Consider the following 16,109-nt stretch of genomic DNA (forward strand, 5'->3'; position numbering starts at 1 on the left):
TGAACCCTTCCAAAACCCGCATCGCGCTCTCATCGAGCTCAACGGTCGGAACGGCGGCGGCCAACGCGCAACGCTCCTTCCCCGCCCCGGATCAGGGGCACCCAGTGCGGATCAGTCAACCGCGCTGACCGCCACCCCAGCCCCCGACCACCTCGTCGGCGATGACCTCGGCACTGCCCCCACCCGGCGGCCGAGGCCTCAACTTCCCGCCCCGCAACCCGACCGACGCCTCCACCGCCACCCAAGATGTCGATCACCGAGAGACACGAACACATCACCGAAAAGCGACGGTAGTCGACATCGGCGACACGAGCCACCCCCACCCACACGTGAACCACCACACATCCAGGCCAGCCGGCCGCCTGACCGCCCACCACACCACTCACACCGGCTCACGGCGCAGGTCACGGCCGGTTCTGTCAGCACACCCGCCGCCGCGACAGCCCCGGCCGGCCCGGCGGCGACCATCTGACCGCGAGCCGCCCTCCGCCCCTTCCGTCAGGGCTTCACCACGCCTGCACCACCGCGCACACCCGATCTCAGTGCGACAACAAAACTCCCATCTACGGTGACTCGTCATCACGAACCGGATGTTTGACCACCTGGGGAGCTATCCGCGGCATAGTGCCCGCAGTGCCGTCTTCCGAGATGGCGGGCCGCGGGTCGCTGTCTGCTCACCGAGCGGCGGCAACGTGAGTCGATCCTGATGGCGTACGTGGGTGGTGAGAATCGCCGACGTATGTCATGATGGCTGCTCCGTGTCCGCTCGGACGTCGGCGAACTGACGCGGACGTACGGGCACAAGCCCGGATATAGGACCTCCTTCGGAGGGCTCTTGGGTATCCACCAAGAGCAATATGGTGCCTGGACCTGCTAGGACTTGGCAGGTGGCGGCGGGACCCCGTCGGACGGGGCCGGACGCGTGGAGACCTTCGTAGCTCAGCGGATAGAGCTACGGATCAGAAGGTTAGGGGTTCGAGTCCCTTCGGGCGCACAAGATTATAAGGGGCCTGACCTGCGGAAACGTGGGTCAGGCTCTTGTTGTCTCCTGTCTGCTGTGGACGTTGGGTGTCACGTGGGTGCCGCTCTGGTGTCATCACTGCCCGTGACGGCTGCTTCGTCCGTTCCTTCTTGGCCTGCGGGTTCTTGCCGGTGGCGGGGCTGGTGGGGGCGGGAGTACCTGTCGCCGGTCGGGGCTGGGGCCGGTTGCGGCGTCCGTTCTTGCGGATCTTGTCGCGGGTGCGGCGGGCGGCGGTGAGGACGAGTTTCGCGGTGGCGTCGGCGCAGCGGCGTTGAGCGAGGGGTAGGACGCTGGTGTAGGTGTCGGCGGTGATCACGATGCTGGCGTGGCCGAGCAGGTCTTGGATGGTCTTCAGGTCGGCGCCGGCCTCGTGGGCGAGTGACGCGGCGCCGTGCCGTAGGTCGTGCAGCCGGATGGGCGGCACGTTGGTCTGGTGGACCAGGAGCCGGAATCGGCAGCTGGCGTAGCCGGGGTGGATGGGTGTGCCGTCGGAGCGGACGAACACGTACCCGGAGTCGTGCCACGCCTTCCCGGCGGCGAGACGCCGAGCCCGCTGCTCGATCTGGCGGCGGCGGTGCTCGCGCAGGACCTTGACGGTGCGTTTGTCGAGCGCGACGGCCCGTGCGCCAGCGGAGGTCTTGGGTGCGCCTTCGACGACCTGGTAGCCGGCGGTGGTGCGGTTACGCACGATGAACAGCAGCCCGTGGTCGAGGTCCAGTTCGGTCCAGCGCAGCCCGCAGGCTTCGCCGCGGCGCAGGCCGCGCAGCGCGATCAGCCACCACAACGCGAACAGCGAGTCATCCACAACGGTGGTTAGGAAGGTAGCCAGGTGCTCGACGGTCCACACCGCGACCGCCGGGCGCTCCCCGGTGCGGTGCCATTCCTGCACCCTGGCTTCGGTCCACACCTGAGCGTGGGGTTTGCGGTAGCCAGTGACCTCGATGTGTCGGGCCGGGTTCGATGCGATCACGCCCTCCCGCACCGCCAGGTTGAGTGCCGCACGGAGGGTGGTGCGCAGGTGCTGCATCGCCGAGGCGGACTGCGGTAGACCTTTGCGGTTGGTGGTCTTGGCGATTTCGGCGAAGATCGCTCGCAGGCGGCGGGCGTCGAGGTCGGCGAGGCAGAGCGTGCCGAGCCAGGGGATGAGCACTTGCTCGACGTCGCGGGTGTAGTGCAGCAGTGTGGTCGGGCGCAGCTTGGTGCGGGTGGACAGCCAGTACCGCAGCCACCGTTCCACCGTCCACGACCGGGCGGTGCGCTCCTCGCTGGTCGACGCCAACCACTCGTCCCGGGCCCGCCGGGCGGCGGCCTTTGTCGGGAATCCGCCGCGGCGGATTCGCTCCGAGCGGCCCAGCATGTTGGGGGCCGAGGCGTGGAAATACCAGGAGCCGTGGGTGCGGTGGCTGAGCCGGGGACAGCGTTGTTCCAGCCTCCTGCCGGTGGTGTCCCGGCATCCGCACCGTTTGAAGATCACACCTGGGGTGGTCATGGCTTGGCCTCCGTTCTCGCCGCCGCTGGTTCAAGGATGCGCCGGCTCAGGAGGGGGCCTGCGAGTGTGGCTTGTGGGTTGCTGCCGGTGGTGGTGCGGCAGGTGCCGATATCAGCCCTGGGCGGTGAGGTTCGGGGGAGTAGCGAGGCCAGCCGGGCTCAGCGTTACCGCGGTGATCTTGTATTCGGGGCAGCCGGTTTCGGTGTCGGTGGCGTCGGAGGTGAGGGCGTTGGTGGGGGTGTCGGGGAAATTGAAGGTGGTGAAGAGTTGGCCGGGGGTGACTGTGTCGGTCAGGTGGACGGGGTAGGTGACGGTTGCCCGTCGGCTGGCCACTTTGACGAGATCGCCGTCGGTTAGTCCGAGCCGTGCGGCGTCGTCTGGGTGCAGGTCGAGCACTTCGTGTGGGCGGAGTTGATGGTTGGGGGTGCGGCGGCTCATGGATCCGCTGTTGTAGTGCACCAGCCGGCGTCCGGTGATCAGGGTGTACGGGAAGCTAGTGTCGGGTTGCTCGCCGGGGGGTAGGTACGGCCGGGCGGCGAGTGCGGCGCGGCCGTCGGGGGTGGCGAACGAGTCGAGGTAGAGGCGACCCTCGCCGGGTTGGTCCGGACCACGGCAGGGCCAGTGCAGTGGCCCGTCCCGGTCGAGTCGGGTGTGTGAGATGCCGGCGAATATGGGGGTCAGTGCGGCGCATTCGGCCATTGCGTCGGCGGGGGTGGGGCAGCCGAGGTCGGCGCCCATGGCGCGGGCGAGCTCGTGCAGGATGTCGAAGTCGCTGCGGGCCTGTCCGGGTGGGTCCAGTGCGGGGCGGACCCGCTGGATGCGGCGGTCAAAGTTGACGAAGGTGCCGTCCTTTTCGAGGAAGGGCACCGCCGGGAACACCACGTCGGCGTGTTCGGCGGTGGTGGAGAGGAACACGTCGTGGTTGATGACGAGGTCGCAGGCTGCTAGCGCGCGGCGTACGTTGCCGCTGTCGGGGTCGGTCTGTGCGATGTCCTCGCCGATGACGTACATGGCCCGCACTTGGCCGGCGATGGCTGAGGCGAACATGTCCAGGATGCGCAGCCCGGGCCGAGCAGGCACGTCGGCCTGCCAGGCTCGGTTGAATCGAGCGCGGACGTCGGGGTCGGTGACGTGCTGGTAGCCGGGGAGCATGTCTGGCAGGGCGCCCATGTCGGAGGCGCCTTGGACGTTGTTCTGCCCGCGCATGGACAGCAGGCCGCAGCAGTCGGGGGTGCCGACGGCGCCTTTGAGGATGGCGAGGTTGGACAGGGTGCGTACGCCGTCGGTGCCGTGGGCGTGTTCGGTGATGCCGAGGCCGTAGACGATCGCCGGGCGGCGTGCTGCCCCGTAGAGACGGGCCGCGGCGATCAGCGTCTCGGGTGCGACGCCGGCGAGCCGGGCCGCGTGCTCGGGTGGATAGTCGGCCAGCAACGCGGTGAGTTCCGCGAGCCCGCTGGCCCGGGTGCGGAGGAAGTCCTGGTCCGCGTATCCCTCGTCGAGCAGGACCCGGGCGATGCCGTTGAAGACGGCGACGTTGGATCCGGGTCTGGCTTGGACGTGCACGTCGGCCATCTCGGCGAGGTCGATGCGCCGGGGGTCGATGACGATGAGCCGTGCGCCGCGCAGCACCAGTTGCTTGATCCGGGCCCCGACGACCGGGTGGGCCTCGGTCGGGTTCGCGCCGGCGATCAGAATGCAGTCGGTGTGGTCGAGGTCGTCGAGGGTGTTGGTGCCGCCGGCGTAGCCGAATGCGGCGGCGAGGCCGACCGCGGAGGGGGCGTGGCACAGCCGGGAGCAGTTGTCGATGTTGTTGGTGCCGAGCACGACGCGGGCGAATTTCTGGGCGAGGTAGTTCTCCTCGTTGGTCGCCCGGGCGGAGGAGATCATGCCGATGGCGTCGGGTCCGTGGTGGTCGCGGATGGCTGTCAGCCGGGTCGCGGCGACGGTGAGGGCTTCCTGCCAGGATGCGGGCCGTAGCGGCGAGTCCCGGCCGCCGTCGCGGACGAGTGGGGTGGTCAGCCGGTCTCGGGATCGGGTGAACGCGTGCGCGAAGCGGCCTTTGACGCAGGCGTGGCCGCGGTTGACCGGGGCGCCGTGCGCCGGGGTGATCGCGGTGACGGCCTTGTCGCGTACGTGCACGCGTAGGCTGCAGCCCACCCCGCAGTAGCCGCAGGTGGTGGTGGTTGTTTGGCTGATCGGGCGCGGGTCGGCCAGCCCTGGTTCGGACAGTGCCCCGCTCGGGCAGGTGTCGACGCAGCCGCCGCAGGCCACGCAGGGGGACGACACCCAGGGTCCGCCGGTGCCGGCTACGACGACGGTGTCGAACCCGCGTCCGGCCAGGGAGAGCGCGAAGGTGCCCTGCACCTCGGCGCACATGCGTACACACCGGTTGCAGGCGATGCACAGGTCCCGGTCGAGTTTCACGTACGGGTGGGAGTGGTCGGCGCCCGCGTTGCGGGTCGCGCCGTCGAACCGGGTTTCGGTCAGGTCGAAGTGCTGGCAGGCGCGGACCAGTTCGCTGCGTTCGGCGGGGATGTCGAGCGCCCGCGTGGGCAGTTGGGACACGAGGAGCTCCAGGGCGAGCCGTGCCGACCGGTGGGCGGCCGGGTCGTCGGTGTGTATCTCCATCCCGTCGGCGGCGGGTGTGGTGCAGGCCGGCATCGCCCGCCCGCGTACGCCGACGAGGCAGACCCGGCATGATCCCTGGGGGGTGAGCCGCTGGTCGTAGCAGAGGGTCGGCACCACCGCTCCGGCCGCCCGTACGGCGTCCAGCACGGTGGCGCCCGCGGTCACCTCAATGTCGATGTTGTCGACGGACAACCGCATCTACTCGCCCCCGTCGCTGATGAGGGCCGGCTGATGCAGTTCGTTGGCGTACACCCGCAGCAGGCTGCGGACCGCGCAGGCCACCCCGCGCCCGAACGCGCACAGGCTCGCTACATTCAGCACCTCAAGCAGCGGTTCGTGGTCGGCGAGCACCTCCGCCGCCTGCTCGGATTCCCCGAGCCGCTCGACCAGTTCGAGGCCCCGCCGGGTGCCCACCCGGCAGGGTGTACAGGCTCCGCAGCTCTCCGCCGCCCCGAACGCCCAGGCATGCCGCAGAATCGCGGCGGCCGGCACGGTCGAGTCGACCGCGACGAGACTGGCGTGTCCCAACGCGGCCCCGGCCTCCGTAAGCGCTTTGGTCAGCAGCGGCAAATCGAGCTGGTCCGGGGTGAGAAAACCGCCGAGCGGGCCGCCGACCTGCACCGCACGCAGCTGGTACGGCTCCCTCAGCCCGCCACCGAGATCTTCCACGAGGTGCCGCAGTGGCACGCCGAACTCCACCTCGTACACGCCCGGCCGGCGGAAGCGCTGGCTCAGGCAGACCAGTTTGGTGCCGGGTTCGTCCGGGTGGCCCAGCCGGGCGTAGGCCGCCCCGCCGTGCCGCACGATCCACGGTACCGCCGCCAGTGTCTCCACGTTGTTGGCCGCGGTCGGCCGGCCGAGGAAGCCGTGGCTGGTCGGGTACGGTGGGCGTGCCCGCACCGCGGCCCGTAGCCCGGCCAGGGCGTGCAGCAACGCCGTCTCCTCCCCCGCGACGTACGAGCCGGCCCCCACGACGATCTCCACGTCGAAGTCGACCGGCGAGCCGTGCACCCCCTTCCCCAGGTGACCGGCCTCCCGCGCCTGCGCCACCGCGGCACGCAGCCGATCGGCCGCCGCCGGATACTCCGACCGCACGAGGATCAGCCCGTGCCGCGCGCCCACCGCGTACCCGGCCAGCGCCAAGCCCTCCAGGATCCGGTGCGGGTCGTGCTCCATCAGCAGTCGATCGCCGTACGAACCGGGGTCACCCTCGTCGCCGTTGCCCACCACGTACCGGGGCGCGGGCTCGCCGGCGGTCATCGACCACTTCTTCGCCACCGGGAAACCGGCCCCACCCCGACCACGCAGCCCCGAGGCGGCGACCTCGGACATGACCTTCTCGCGGGAACCGGCCATCACCACGCTGGGCCACACCGCCCACGGTTCCTCGCCACCAACCAGCCCAGCCAGCACCACCGGCCGCTCGACCGCGCTCGCGAACGGGATCTCCGCCGCCCGCATCTTCAGTGGCTCGACCCAACCGGGCCTCGTCCGCCGCTGCGCGGCCAGCGGGTCACCGAACAGCCCGCCCAGAGTCTCGCCCGTGGCGGGTAGCTCCCCGTCGAGGATGGCGGGTGAGTCGTAGCAGAGCCCGAGACAGTGCACCCCTTGCAGCGACACCGACCCGTCCGCGGCGCACCCGCCCAGGCGCACGCCCAGCCCCTGTTCCAGCCGTGCGATGTGCTGGCCCTGGCTGCTCACAAAGCACGAGGTCCCCTCGCACACTCGGAGGTGACGTCGGCCCCGCCGACCCTCGGCGAAGTCCGCGTAGTACGTCGCCGAACCGGTCACGGCCGCCACCGGCCAGCCGAACTCCCCCGCGGCCCGCGCCAAGTCCTCGGCGTCGACTCGCCCGTCCTCATCCTGCGCCCGCCGAAGCCGATCCAGCATCCGCGTACCCGGCCGGCCCAGGCGCTCCTGCAACTCGACGAACGCCTCCCGCGGCTCACCCATCACACCATCCCCCGCGCGCCGCTGCCCCGTGCGCCAAAGCTACGTCCGCTTCGAAGGTAATCGCGGTGAAATAGGAAGGTTGCCCGACCTTCCGGGTGTTTGATCAGCCCCGAGTACGGGGATGACCTGCCGTTGTTGACGCGGCGCTTACGCGACGCCGCCGATGCCCACCATCTCCAGTTCAGCGACCAGGAGGATGAGGATGGCCAAGGCCGGAGACATCATGCACCGCGGCGCGGAGTGCATCGGGGAAGACGAGACTCTCGAGATGGCCGCGCGGAAGATGCGGGACATGCGGGTCGGTTCTCTGCCGATCTGCGGTAATGACCAGCGCCTGCACGGCATCATCACCGACCGGGACATCGTCATCCGGTGCGTCGCCGAGGGGGGCGACCCGCGTGCGACCACGGCACGTGAACTGGCTCAGGGCACGCCGGTCTGGGTGGACGCCCAGGCCAGCGAGGACGAGGTGCTGCGGCTGATGGAGCAGCACCAGATCCGGCGGCTGCCGGTGATAGACAATCATCGCCTGGTCGGGATGATCAGCAAGGCGGACCTTGCCACCCACCTTGGGGAACACAAGGTGGCTCAGTACACGGACCGGATCTACTCGGCACCGCCGAACTTGTAGCCGCCTGTACGCGGCCGGGCAGTCGCGCTCTGGGCTGAACCGGCCGCATGGGATGCAGCCGATAAATCTCGCAGGCTGTCTTCAGATTGTTGCCATCCTCGGCGGCCGGCGGGCCACGGGCCGCTTCTACTGCCGGGATGCTTCCCGGCTGTCCGTCGCCCATGCGAAGCCACAGCGAGCTGACGTCAGGGTCTTCTGGTGCGGTGGCGTAGTACTGCTCGCCGCATCTCGTCCGGTGCCCACACGAGTACCGGGACCTCGGGTGTGGCGTGGGCGAAGATGTAGAGGATGAACTTGCGGACGTTGTCGTAGACCTGCCGGCCGGACTGAACGGCGGCGACGATGGTGGCGAAGTTGTCGTCGGTGAGGACCAGGGTGGCGGCCTCGCGGGTGACGTCCGTGCCGGTGCGGCCCATGGCCACGCCGATGTCGGCGGGGCCTAGGGCGGGCGCGTCGTTGACACCGTCGCCGGTCATGGCCACAACGTTGCCGGTGCTCTGTAGCGCTTTGGCGATGCGGAGTTTGGCCTCGGGTGAGGATCGGGCGAAGACGAGATCCGGGGTGCGGGCGAGAAGGCCGGTGAGTTCGTCGTCGGGCATGGCATCGACCCGGTCACCTTCGACGACGGTCGGGTTGGGTGCGGTGATGCCGACCTTGGTGGCGATGGCGGCCGCGGTCAGCCCGTGATCGCCGGTGATCATGATGATGCGGATGCCGGCGGTGTGGCAGCAGGCCACCGCGTCCGAGACCTCGGGGCGGGCGGGGTCGAACATGGCGATCCAGCCGAGGAAGCACAGGTCGCGTTCGGCTTTGTCACGGCTGGCAGGGACCTCTGTCACGGGGCGGCGGGCCGCTGCGATGAGCCGCATGCCCTTGGCGGCCTGCGCTGTCACGGTCTCCGTCAGGTGCTGTCGGGTCGTGTCGTCCAGGGTCCGCTCCCGCCCGTCGGCTTCGATGATCGTGGTGGCGCGGGCGATGATCGCTTCGGGGGCACCTTTGGTGTGTAGCCTGTACGTTGCCAAAACTAGATTCCGGCTGCTGACCAGCGGGTTCAAGGATTCGTTCAGGCGGCTCGATGGTACTCGTTGATGATTCCTCCCAGCCGCCGTCGGCGTCGAACGACGCCGTCGATCGGCACGGCGACGCCCGGGTCATGGTTGGGTGGCACCTGTCCGTGGCCTTGGTGCGGCCGGTGATCATTGAAGTGTCGGACGTATTCGGTCAGTACCGTCCTGGCGTGCCGTTCGCCGTAGGTGAGGAGGTGGTCTGTGCACTCCTCGCGCATGCTGCGGCCCCAGCGCTGCACGAAACAGTTCGCCCTCGGTGTGCGCGGCGGCGTCTTCACCACCCGTATGCCGTCTGCGGTCAGGACCGCGTCGAAGGTCCGCCCGTACTTGGTGTCGCGGTCGCGGATTTGGAACCGGAAGTCGTTGGTGCGTTCTCCGGGGTCCATGAGCAGGTTGCGGGCCTGTTGGGTCACCCATGGCTGGGTCGGGTGCTCGGTCACGCCGAGCAGGTGTACCCGGGGGGTGGCGATCTCCTTGACGACCAGCGCGTACAGCTGGCGCAGCCACACGGTATCGATGTGGAAGGAGTCGGTGGCCGACAGGCTGGTGGCCTGGGCGCGCAGGAACGTTCGCCAAGGCGTGTCGGTCTGGTGGGGTGCGGGGCCGGGGCGGCTATGGGCCAGGATTCGGCGGATGGTGCCGAGGCCGACGCGGTGGCCCAGTCCGAGCATCTCGCCCTGGATTCTCTTGTGGTCCCAGCGGGGGTTGTCTCGGGTCATCCGGCGGATGAGGTCGCGGATTTCGTCGCTGACGGGTGGTCGGTCGCCGCGGTGGGGGTAGGTCCAGCGGCGTTGGACCAGCCGGGGGTGCCAGGCCAGCAGGGTCGCCGGGTCACGATCTGGTGGATGCGGACCGCGCGGGGCAGGCGGCGGGCCAGCGCGGACAGGATCGCCCGGTCTGGCCAGGACAGTCGTGGTCGGCCGTGGACCTGACGGCGCAGCACCGCGACCTCGTGGCGCAGGGCCAGCAGTTCCGCGAGCACCGCGCGGTCGCTGCGCGCCGCGAGGAGCAGAGCGTCGAACAGGCGGATCGCGACCAGATAGATCAGCTGGAAGACCATGACCACGAAGGTGCCTTATTCCCATGAAGCCCCAGCTCACTGCAGGTGCGACAGGTATTGGCACCGTACAGGGTTCTCTCCGGCCAGCCGTAGCACCATGTCCCGGATCTCGTCGCTGGCTGGTGGTCGGCCGGGTCGGTTGGGGTAGGTCCAGTGGCGTCGTACCAGGCGGCGGTGCCAGTTCAGCAACGTGGCCGGGGTGACGATCCGATGTTCCCGTATCCGGCGGGGCAGCAGGCGGGCCAGGGCGGACAGGATCGCCCGGTCCGGCCAGGACGGCCGCGGCCGGCCGGGAACCTGCCGGCGGAGCACCGCTACCTCATGCCGCAGCGCGAGAACCTCGACCAGCAACCGCTGCACCCGCCGGTAGACCGTAACGTGATCCACCTCGACATCCCGCTCGACCAGCAACTCCTCCACATTCCGGTACGAGAGGTTGAACCGCAGATACCAACGGACCGCCAGCACGATCACCTCGGGCGAGAACCGGAAACCGACGAACGCCGACGCAGGCGGAACCAGGACCGGACACGAGTCGACGAACTCACCGGCCCAGCAGACCACGCCCGGCAAGCCGGAGTCGATCATGCTCTCGCCCAACGCAACAGACCCCGGATTCGGCTACGGCGCAGCGTGAACTCGATGAACGTGACGACGACAACGAGCGCTGGCTCGCACCGGACGGGTCGCATCAGCTGGCCCGCGTTGGCACCTGCGGCAGAGCATACATCCCACACATCATCGATGATCATCAGGCCGTCGCGGGTAGCATCGCTAGGCAGCCTAGTCATCGACCCACCCGGCGTTGCGCGCGAGCTGAGTCTCGGCCGCTCTCAGAGTCCGGACCACGCTGACGAGCCGATCACGTTCCTCCTCGCTCAGGTTCCGCTGACCATCGTTCCGGCACGGACCGCCAACGAGATCCGCCACCGCCAGGGCCCCCTTCAGCACGGCCACCGGAGGCTGCGCAGAGGCCGCGCGCGCCTGCTCGAAGGGCAGGAGGAGGTCACGGGTCAGCCGCTCCGCCTGGCCAAGGTCGCCGCTCGTCAGCAGCCGTTCGAGCTCCTTTACCACCAGCGGAGCCAGGTTGACGACGGATGACGTAAACGACGTGGCGCCCCTCGCGAAATACCGGTGCGCGACCGCGTCCCCCTTACCACTGATCATGTGGCCCTGGCCCCGGATGACCGGCAGCAGCCGGTCCCAGTCGGCATCGTTCCAGGAACTGAACTTGACGCCCACCACCGGCGGGAGACCGGCCGCCGCCATCGACGCGGCCAGAGCGGCGGGGTCCGGGCCGTGGTCGATGACCATGGGCAGGCCGGTTACCTGGAAGATCTCGTCGACGAGTCGGACCATGCGACCCGGCCGGACCGCGGCGGCGCCCGGCGGGAAGACCAGCAACGCCTGAACGCCCGCTTCCGCGAGGACCTGTGCCTCTGTGACGAGTTCAGCGAGGCTGACATCGCCGCCCCCCACCCCGATCGCCCCCATCACCAGGTCATCGGAGCAGGCGGCGGTGGCGGCGAGGGCACACAGTTCTCTCCTCTCCGCCAGGGTGAGGCTGTCCCCCTCGCCAGTCCCCGCCGCTACGGCGACTGTCCGGAACCCGTATCCGAGGATCTGCTGGACGAGCCGCCGGAATCCGGCCACATCGACGCGTCCGTCCGGCAGGAACGGGGTCACGGGCAGCGCGATGGCTCCACGAAGTCGCGCCGCGGCGTATCGTGTCGCGTCCACTCCTCTCCAATCTGCAGGGTTCATCGAACCGCCTTTCGTCGCCGCCCCTGTGGCCAGGCGACCTCGTGGAACGAGCGGCCCAGATCCTCGCCCGACAGCCCCGCGCCGAGCAGGAGACTGAGCGCCACGCGCGCCTTCGCCGGCGCCAGGTCACCGGCGTACAGCAGGCCGCGGCCGAGCAGGTCCCTCTCGCTGCCGGGATACCCGTACGTGTCACGCAGGCCGATGCCCCCGGCCCGAGACGCCAGGACGACCGGCATCGCGGCCAGCGCCTGCGACACGTTCTCGACCGCGGACGCCGGCAGGTGACCGCCACCGAGGCCGGCCACCACCAGACCCCGGTAACCCAGGGAGTCCAGGCACGTCGCCACCCGCAGGTCGTCATCCATCGACGCGGACAGCAGCGACACCGGCTGCGACCGCCGCACGGAACCCGGAAGACGCACCCGGGTCACCGGCTTGCGGTCGAGGGTGACCAGCCCTTCGGTGACGTGTCCAAGGGGCCCGAACGGATGCGAGGCAAACGCCGCCCGCGAGCTCGTGTCTGTCTTGCGTACCGCCCGCGCGGTGTGAATCTCGTCGTTGAGCACGACGACGCACCCCACGCCGCGCATCTGCGGTGCGGCGGCCACTCGCAGGGCGGACGCCAGGTTCGACGCGGCGTCGGATCCGGCCTGGTGCGGTGCGACCATGGCGCCGGTGACGATCAGGGGCGCCGCCTGCTGGTACAGCAGGTCGAGCGCGAACGCGAACTCCTCGATGGTGTCCGTACCCTGCAGCACGACGACGCCGTGGCATCCCTCGGCGACCTGCTCGATCGCGAGCCGCGCGACTCTGGCGGCATTCGCGAGGCGCAACCCGGGGGAGGGTACACGAGCCAGATCGATGGCGCGCAGATTCACCCTCGGCAAGTGTGGGCCGAACGCGTCGAGCAACGCGTGCAGACCGATACTCGGCTGACCGTCCAGCCCGGTGGCTACGGTGCCGCCGAGGGCGATGACGCAGACATCGGGGACTTTTCCCCGCCGGTCACGGGTCACCGCCGCGGGGCGGACGGTCGCGGTCACGGGGCGGGATCGGGTACGGGGACCACGGCCCATGCCTCGATCTCGAACAGGAGCCCGGCGCCCAGAGTCACTCCGTACGAGGTCCGGGCCGGGCACGGCCGGGGAAAGCGACGCGCGTACACCGCCTCCATCACAGGGAAGTCCGCCATGTCGACGAGCAAGCACGTCGTTTTCAGCACATCTGTCAGCCCGCAACCAGCCGCCGCGAGAACGGCCTCAAGGTTGGAGATGGCCTGGTCAACCTGTTCCTCCAGGGTCCGTGGAAGCTGCCCGGTCACCGGGTGGCGGCCGGTCTGACCGCCGACGACCACCAGGCCGTTCCACATCATCGCCGGGGAGACGGAGGCCCGCGGCTTCGGCGCCCGCGCCGTGCTCACTGGTTCCCGGCCGGTTGTCGTACTCATCGCGCCGGCACCCCCGGATCGGCCAGGGTCTGCGGGTTGACGCACGCGACCGGCGTCAGCCCGGTCAGCACCGACCGGAGATTGGTGAGAGCGAGATCCAACATGGCCGCGCGCGTTTCGGCAGTCGCGCTTCCGATGTGCGGTGTGACGATCACATTCGGCATCCGGCGGAACGGATGTTCGGCCGGCAGCGGCTCCTGCCAGGTGACGTCCAGGGCGGCTCCGGCGATCCAGCGCTCGTCGAGGGCGCGCATCAGCGCCGGCTCGTCCAGGATTTCGCCGCGGGAGGTGTTGACGAGTAAGGCCGAGGATCGCATGGCCCTCAGCTCTGCTTCCCCGACCGAGCGCCGGGTCGCGTCGGTGAGCGGCAGGTGCACAGAGAGAAAATCGGACGAACGAAACAGCTCCTCCCGCGAGACCCGCCGCCCGGGCATGCCGTCCGGCGCCGGCAGGCCTCGGCTGCCCCGGGAGTGGTGAATCACCGTCATGCCGAAGCCCGCGGAGGCGGTACGGGCGACCAGGGAGCCAATCCTGCCGTAGCCGAGAATCCCCAGAGTGCGGCCCCGTATCTCGCTGCCCACGCGTTGCGCCGTCCCGGGCGGGAGCAGCGTCGGCTCGGTCGTCTGGAGGTTTTCGCGCAGCCTGCGGGCGCCGGCCAAAACGAGCAGCATGGTGAGGTCGGCGACAGCCCCGTCGAGCACACCGGGCGTGTGGCACACGGGGATTCCCCGCACGGAGCAGGCGTCCACGTCGACCCGGTCGTAGCCCACCGCCCGTACGGACACCACCCGCAGGCGGGGGGCATGGTCGACCAGGCTCGCGGTGACCGGCACCCGCCCGGTGACAAGCAGGGCCGATGCCCTGCCGAGGATCTCCCGCGACGCGGGGGCGTGCAGCTCCTCCGGGGTAAGGCGGTGGCATTCGAATTCCGGTAGCCGCCCGACGATGTCGGGCGGGAAATCTCCGCTGATGACAACAAACTCGTTCAAGGCACCTCGCTTGTACGCGCGACACGATGGAGGAGGGAGGAGACGTAGGGGCCGGCGCGAGTGCGGGCACCAGATCGTGCGTGAGCCCGCGCCGGTCCCGTCGCCGGCGGTCAGAGGAATGTCGTCAGGTTGTTGGCCAGCAACGTCGTTTGGTCGAGAAAAACGGTGCGGCCGCACAGTTTCCAGTCCTCGCCGACCCGCCGCAGGTGGTCCCGTCGCTTACCCACCAGCCAGTCCTCGTCGGCTCGCAACCGGTGCCGATACATGATGAAGTTGCTCTTGACCGCCACGTGGTCCGGTTCGGTGCCGCCGTTCACCGTCTCCACGACCCGTACGTTCGTGCACAGGTGGGTGGTGCGGGAGACGGGCTCCTCCGCCCAGTGGATGCCGGTGCGCATCTGCCGCACGCGTGCGTCGAGCAGTTCCTTCCCCTCATCCATCCATGACACGTCCAGCGGACCGTCGTAGTACTCGTTGGCCGAGTCTCGGGAGTGGACGTTGCGGGCGATCAGGACCCGGTACGAGATGTCGTCCGTCAGCAGGTCCAGCCACTCCTCGAACCGCCGGGAGTCCAGCAGGTCCGCCTCTCGGTACAGAAATTCCTCCATTTCCAGACGCAGGAGCAGCGCCGAACTCTCAGTTATGCTGGTCACGCCGACTCCTCTCCGCTCGTCTGTGACTTGGCCAACGGGAACTCCACGTCGCCGGGAATCTCCACTCGGTGCATGAGCTGGTCCCAGTTGCGGCCCTCCATGAACTCGGCCCAGCGCTTGAGGAAGATGACCTGGTTCTGCTCCGAGAACGGCTGGCCGGCCCAGACGCAACCCGGTACGTCGGGATAGGGCACCGAATGCCCCAGACCCTGCTGATAGTTGTACGGATACTGTCGGGAGATCGTCCCGTTGCTCGCCTCGGTGGCCGCGGCCCAGTTCTCCAGGTCGTCCTGCTCGGTCAGGCCGGCCGGCCCCGAGTAGCTCATGAAGTAGCGCCGGAGGGTGTCCTTTACGTGGTCGGGGGCGTCCCGGTCAACGAGGTAGTACCGCCAGAACTCCGTCTCGCCGGGCCCGTTGGGATGGGCGACGATGATCGTCCGTGGCTGCTCCTCGTGGAAGGACATGTTCGGGAAGATGGTGCCCTTGCCCTGGAAGTGGAAGGTGTCTCGCAGCCGCTGGCGGCGCTCGGCGCGGCACTTGTCGAACCACTCGGCCACCTCGGGGAACCGCTGGAACGATTTGGGCTGGACGTAATCCTCCTCCAGAGCGCCGGCCCAGCCGGTCCCGCCGTGCCCGAGGTCCGGCCAGCCGAACACCGACGCGCCGTCGAACTTGTCGTCCCGCCTACCGACACCGCTGGGACCAATGTTGACCATGTCCACCGAGCGGTGGCTGACCGCGTGCGCGAAGTCGCCGCTGAAGTTCGTCGGGGCGAACTTCCAGTTGCACTTGACCCGCCACTTCTGGATGCCGGCCAGTACCGTGCCCTGCCCAGGTCGCCCGTCGCGGCTTTCCAGCGCGAAGCGCAGCCACTGCCCCATGCCGCCGAGGTATTCCTCGAACGACGGCGCCTCCGGGTCCCAGTTGCCCCAGATGGTGCCGTGGAAGTTGGCGATCCGGGGTACGGCGATCAGGCCCCACTTGGACTTGTCCAGCTCTTCGAAGTACCGGGTCTTGTAGCCGGGGACGCCGAACAGGTCACCGGGTCGGCTCACCAGTGACCCGTCGGTGGAGAAGCTCCAGGCGTGGTAGGGGCAGGTGAACAGCGACGTATTACCCTCGTCGTACCGGCACAGCTTCATACCTCGATGAGTGCAGCTGTTGAGCAGCGCGTGGATCTCACCCTGCCGGTCGCGGGTCAGGATGACCTGCTCCTCCCCCATCCGGGTCACGTAGTAGTCGTCCGGGTTGGGGATCTGGTCCTCGTGGCCGAGGAACAGCCAGGTATGGGCGAAGATGGACTCCAGTTCGTGCTTGTAGATGTCCTCGTCGACGAAGATGATCCTCCCCGCGACGCCGTTTTCGATGTCCACGTGCGAGCGCACGACATCGGAATTCAGATGCATT

13 protein-coding genes and 1 pseudogene are annotated in these 16,109 nt (G+C 69.0%); 1 reads left to right on the top strand and 13 read right to left on the bottom strand.

Annotated features, from left to right (window positions below):
* Nucleotides 1-959: 959 nt before the first annotated feature.
* The 3 genes from ACGFIZ_RS30005 to ACGFIZ_RS30015 all read right to left on the bottom strand — a co-directional run bounded on the left by ACGFIZ_RS30005 (nt 960) and on the right by ACGFIZ_RS30015 (nt 7,091).
* Nucleotides 960-2,510, bottom strand: a complete 1,551-nt coding sequence (locus tag ACGFIZ_RS30005) for a tyrosine-type recombinase/integrase (RefSeq protein ID WP_393425291.1) — start codon at nt 2,508-2,510, stop codon at nt 960-962.
* A gap of 111 nt (nt 2,511-2,621) precedes the next feature.
* Complete coding sequence (gene fdhF / locus ACGFIZ_RS30010) at nt 2,622-5,336, bottom strand: formate dehydrogenase subunit alpha (protein ID WP_393425294.1); 2,715 nt, start codon at nt 5,334-5,336, stop codon at nt 2,622-2,624.
* Nucleotides 5,337-7,091 (bottom strand): NAD(P)H-dependent oxidoreductase subunit E, encoded by a 1,755-nt coding sequence (locus ACGFIZ_RS30015; RefSeq protein WP_393425297.1) that lies wholly within the window; start codon nt 7,089-7,091, stop codon nt 5,337-5,339.
* Between the two features lie 202 nt (nt 7,092-7,293).
* On the opposite strand from ACGFIZ_RS30015, the gene ACGFIZ_RS30020 reads away from it, so the two are divergent.
* On the top strand, nt 7,294-7,722 hold the full coding sequence (locus tag ACGFIZ_RS30020) for a CBS domain-containing protein (protein WP_393425300.1): 429 nt from the start codon (nt 7,294-7,296) through the stop codon (nt 7,720-7,722).
* A 185-nt stretch (nt 7,723-7,907) separates the two neighbouring features.
* Here the strand turns inward: ACGFIZ_RS30020 and ACGFIZ_RS30025 are convergent, their stop codons facing one another.
* The 10 genes and pseudogenes from ACGFIZ_RS30025 to ACGFIZ_RS30070 all read right to left on the bottom strand — a co-directional run bounded on the left by ACGFIZ_RS30025 (nt 7,908) and on the right by ACGFIZ_RS30070 (nt 16,108).
* A complete protein-coding gene (locus ACGFIZ_RS30025) occupies nt 7,908-8,744 on the bottom strand; it encodes an HAD-IC family P-type ATPase (RefSeq protein WP_393425303.1) in 837 nt (278 codons plus the stop codon).
* 41 nt (nt 8,745-8,785) lie between these two features.
* Nucleotides 8,786-9,508 carry an integrase core domain-containing protein gene (locus tag ACGFIZ_RS30030; protein ID WP_393425306.1) on the bottom strand — a complete coding sequence of 241 codons (723 nt, stop codon included), beginning with the start codon at nt 9,506-9,508 and terminating at the stop codon, nt 8,786-8,788.
* Nucleotides 9,505-9,849 (bottom strand): hypothetical protein, encoded by a 345-nt coding sequence (locus ACGFIZ_RS30035; protein WP_393425309.1) that lies wholly within the window; start codon nt 9,847-9,849, stop codon nt 9,505-9,507. The genes ACGFIZ_RS30030 and ACGFIZ_RS30035 overlap by 4 nt, the downstream gene beginning before the upstream one ends.
* 362 nt (nt 9,850-10,211) lie before the next feature.
* Nucleotides 10,212-10,371: pseudogene (locus ACGFIZ_RS30040) on the bottom strand (IS6 family transposase); the annotation flags it as partial.
* Nucleotides 10,372-10,632: 261 nt separating this feature from the next.
* On the bottom strand, nt 10,633-11,613 hold the full coding sequence (locus ACGFIZ_RS30045; protein ID WP_393425312.1) for a dihydrodipicolinate synthase family protein: 981 nt from the start codon (nt 11,611-11,613) through the stop codon (nt 10,633-10,635).
* A complete protein-coding gene (locus ACGFIZ_RS30050) occupies nt 11,610-12,656 on the bottom strand; it encodes an asparaginase domain-containing protein (RefSeq protein ID WP_393425315.1) in 1,047 nt (348 codons plus the stop codon). Before ACGFIZ_RS30050 ends, ACGFIZ_RS30045 begins: the two co-directional genes overlap by 4 nt.
* A complete protein-coding gene (locus ACGFIZ_RS30055; RefSeq protein WP_393425318.1) occupies nt 12,653-13,033 on the bottom strand; it encodes a RidA family protein in 381 nt (126 codons plus the stop codon). The genes ACGFIZ_RS30050 and ACGFIZ_RS30055 overlap by 4 nt, the downstream gene beginning before the upstream one ends.
* A 23-nt stretch (nt 13,034-13,056) precedes the next feature.
* Nucleotides 13,057-14,049, bottom strand: a complete 993-nt coding sequence (locus ACGFIZ_RS30060) for a 2-hydroxyacid dehydrogenase (RefSeq protein ID WP_393425320.1) — start codon at nt 14,047-14,049, stop codon at nt 13,057-13,059.
* Nucleotides 14,050-14,159: 110 nt separating this feature from the next.
* Nucleotides 14,160-14,702 (bottom strand): 3-phenylpropionate/cinnamic acid dioxygenase subunit beta, encoded by a 543-nt coding sequence (locus tag ACGFIZ_RS30065; RefSeq protein WP_393425323.1) that lies wholly within the window; start codon nt 14,700-14,702, stop codon nt 14,160-14,162.
* The gene (locus ACGFIZ_RS30070) at nt 14,699-16,108 is read right to left on the bottom strand and encodes a Rieske 2Fe-2S domain-containing protein (protein WP_393425326.1); all 1,410 of its coding nucleotides are present in this window, start codon (nt 16,106-16,108) and stop codon (nt 14,699-14,701) included. Before ACGFIZ_RS30070 ends, ACGFIZ_RS30065 begins: the two co-directional genes overlap by 4 nt.
* Nucleotide 16,109: the final 1 nt, after the last annotated feature.

Origin of the sequence: Micromonospora sp. NPDC048830 (assembly GCF_043198215.1) — a bacterium.
Lineage (GTDB): Bacteria > Actinomycetota > Actinomycetes > Mycobacteriales > Micromonosporaceae > Micromonospora.

Bases quoted from the DNA above. Each gene is read 5' to 3' on its own strand.
- ACGFIZ_RS30005 (WP_393425291.1), bottom strand. From the start codon at position 2,510: ATGACCACCCCAGGTGTGATCTTCAAACGGTGCGGATGCCGGGACACC.
- fdhF (WP_393425294.1), bottom strand. From the start codon at position 5,336: ATGCGGTTGTCCGTCGACAACATCGACATTGAGGTGACCGCGGGCGCC.
- ACGFIZ_RS30015 (WP_393425297.1), bottom strand. From the start codon at position 7,091: ATGGGTGAGCCGCGGGAGGCGTTCGTCGAGTTGCAGGAGCGCCTGGGC.
- ACGFIZ_RS30020 (WP_393425300.1), top strand. From the start codon at position 7,294: ATGGCCAAGGCCGGAGACATCATGCACCGCGGCGCGGAGTGCATCGGG.
- ACGFIZ_RS30030 (WP_393425306.1), bottom strand. From the start codon at position 9,508: ATGACCCGAGACAACCCCCGCTGGGACCACAAGAGAATCCAGGGCGAG.
- ACGFIZ_RS30035 (WP_393425309.1), bottom strand. From the start codon at position 9,849: ATGGTCTTCCAGCTGATCTATCTGGTCGCGATCCGCCTGTTCGACGCT.
- ACGFIZ_RS30045 (WP_393425312.1), bottom strand. From the start codon at position 11,613: ATGAACCCTGCAGATTGGAGAGGAGTGGACGCGACACGATACGCCGCG.
- ACGFIZ_RS30070 (WP_393425326.1), bottom strand. From the start codon at position 16,108: ATGCATCTGAATTCCGATGTCGTGCGCTCGCACGTGGACATCGAAAAC.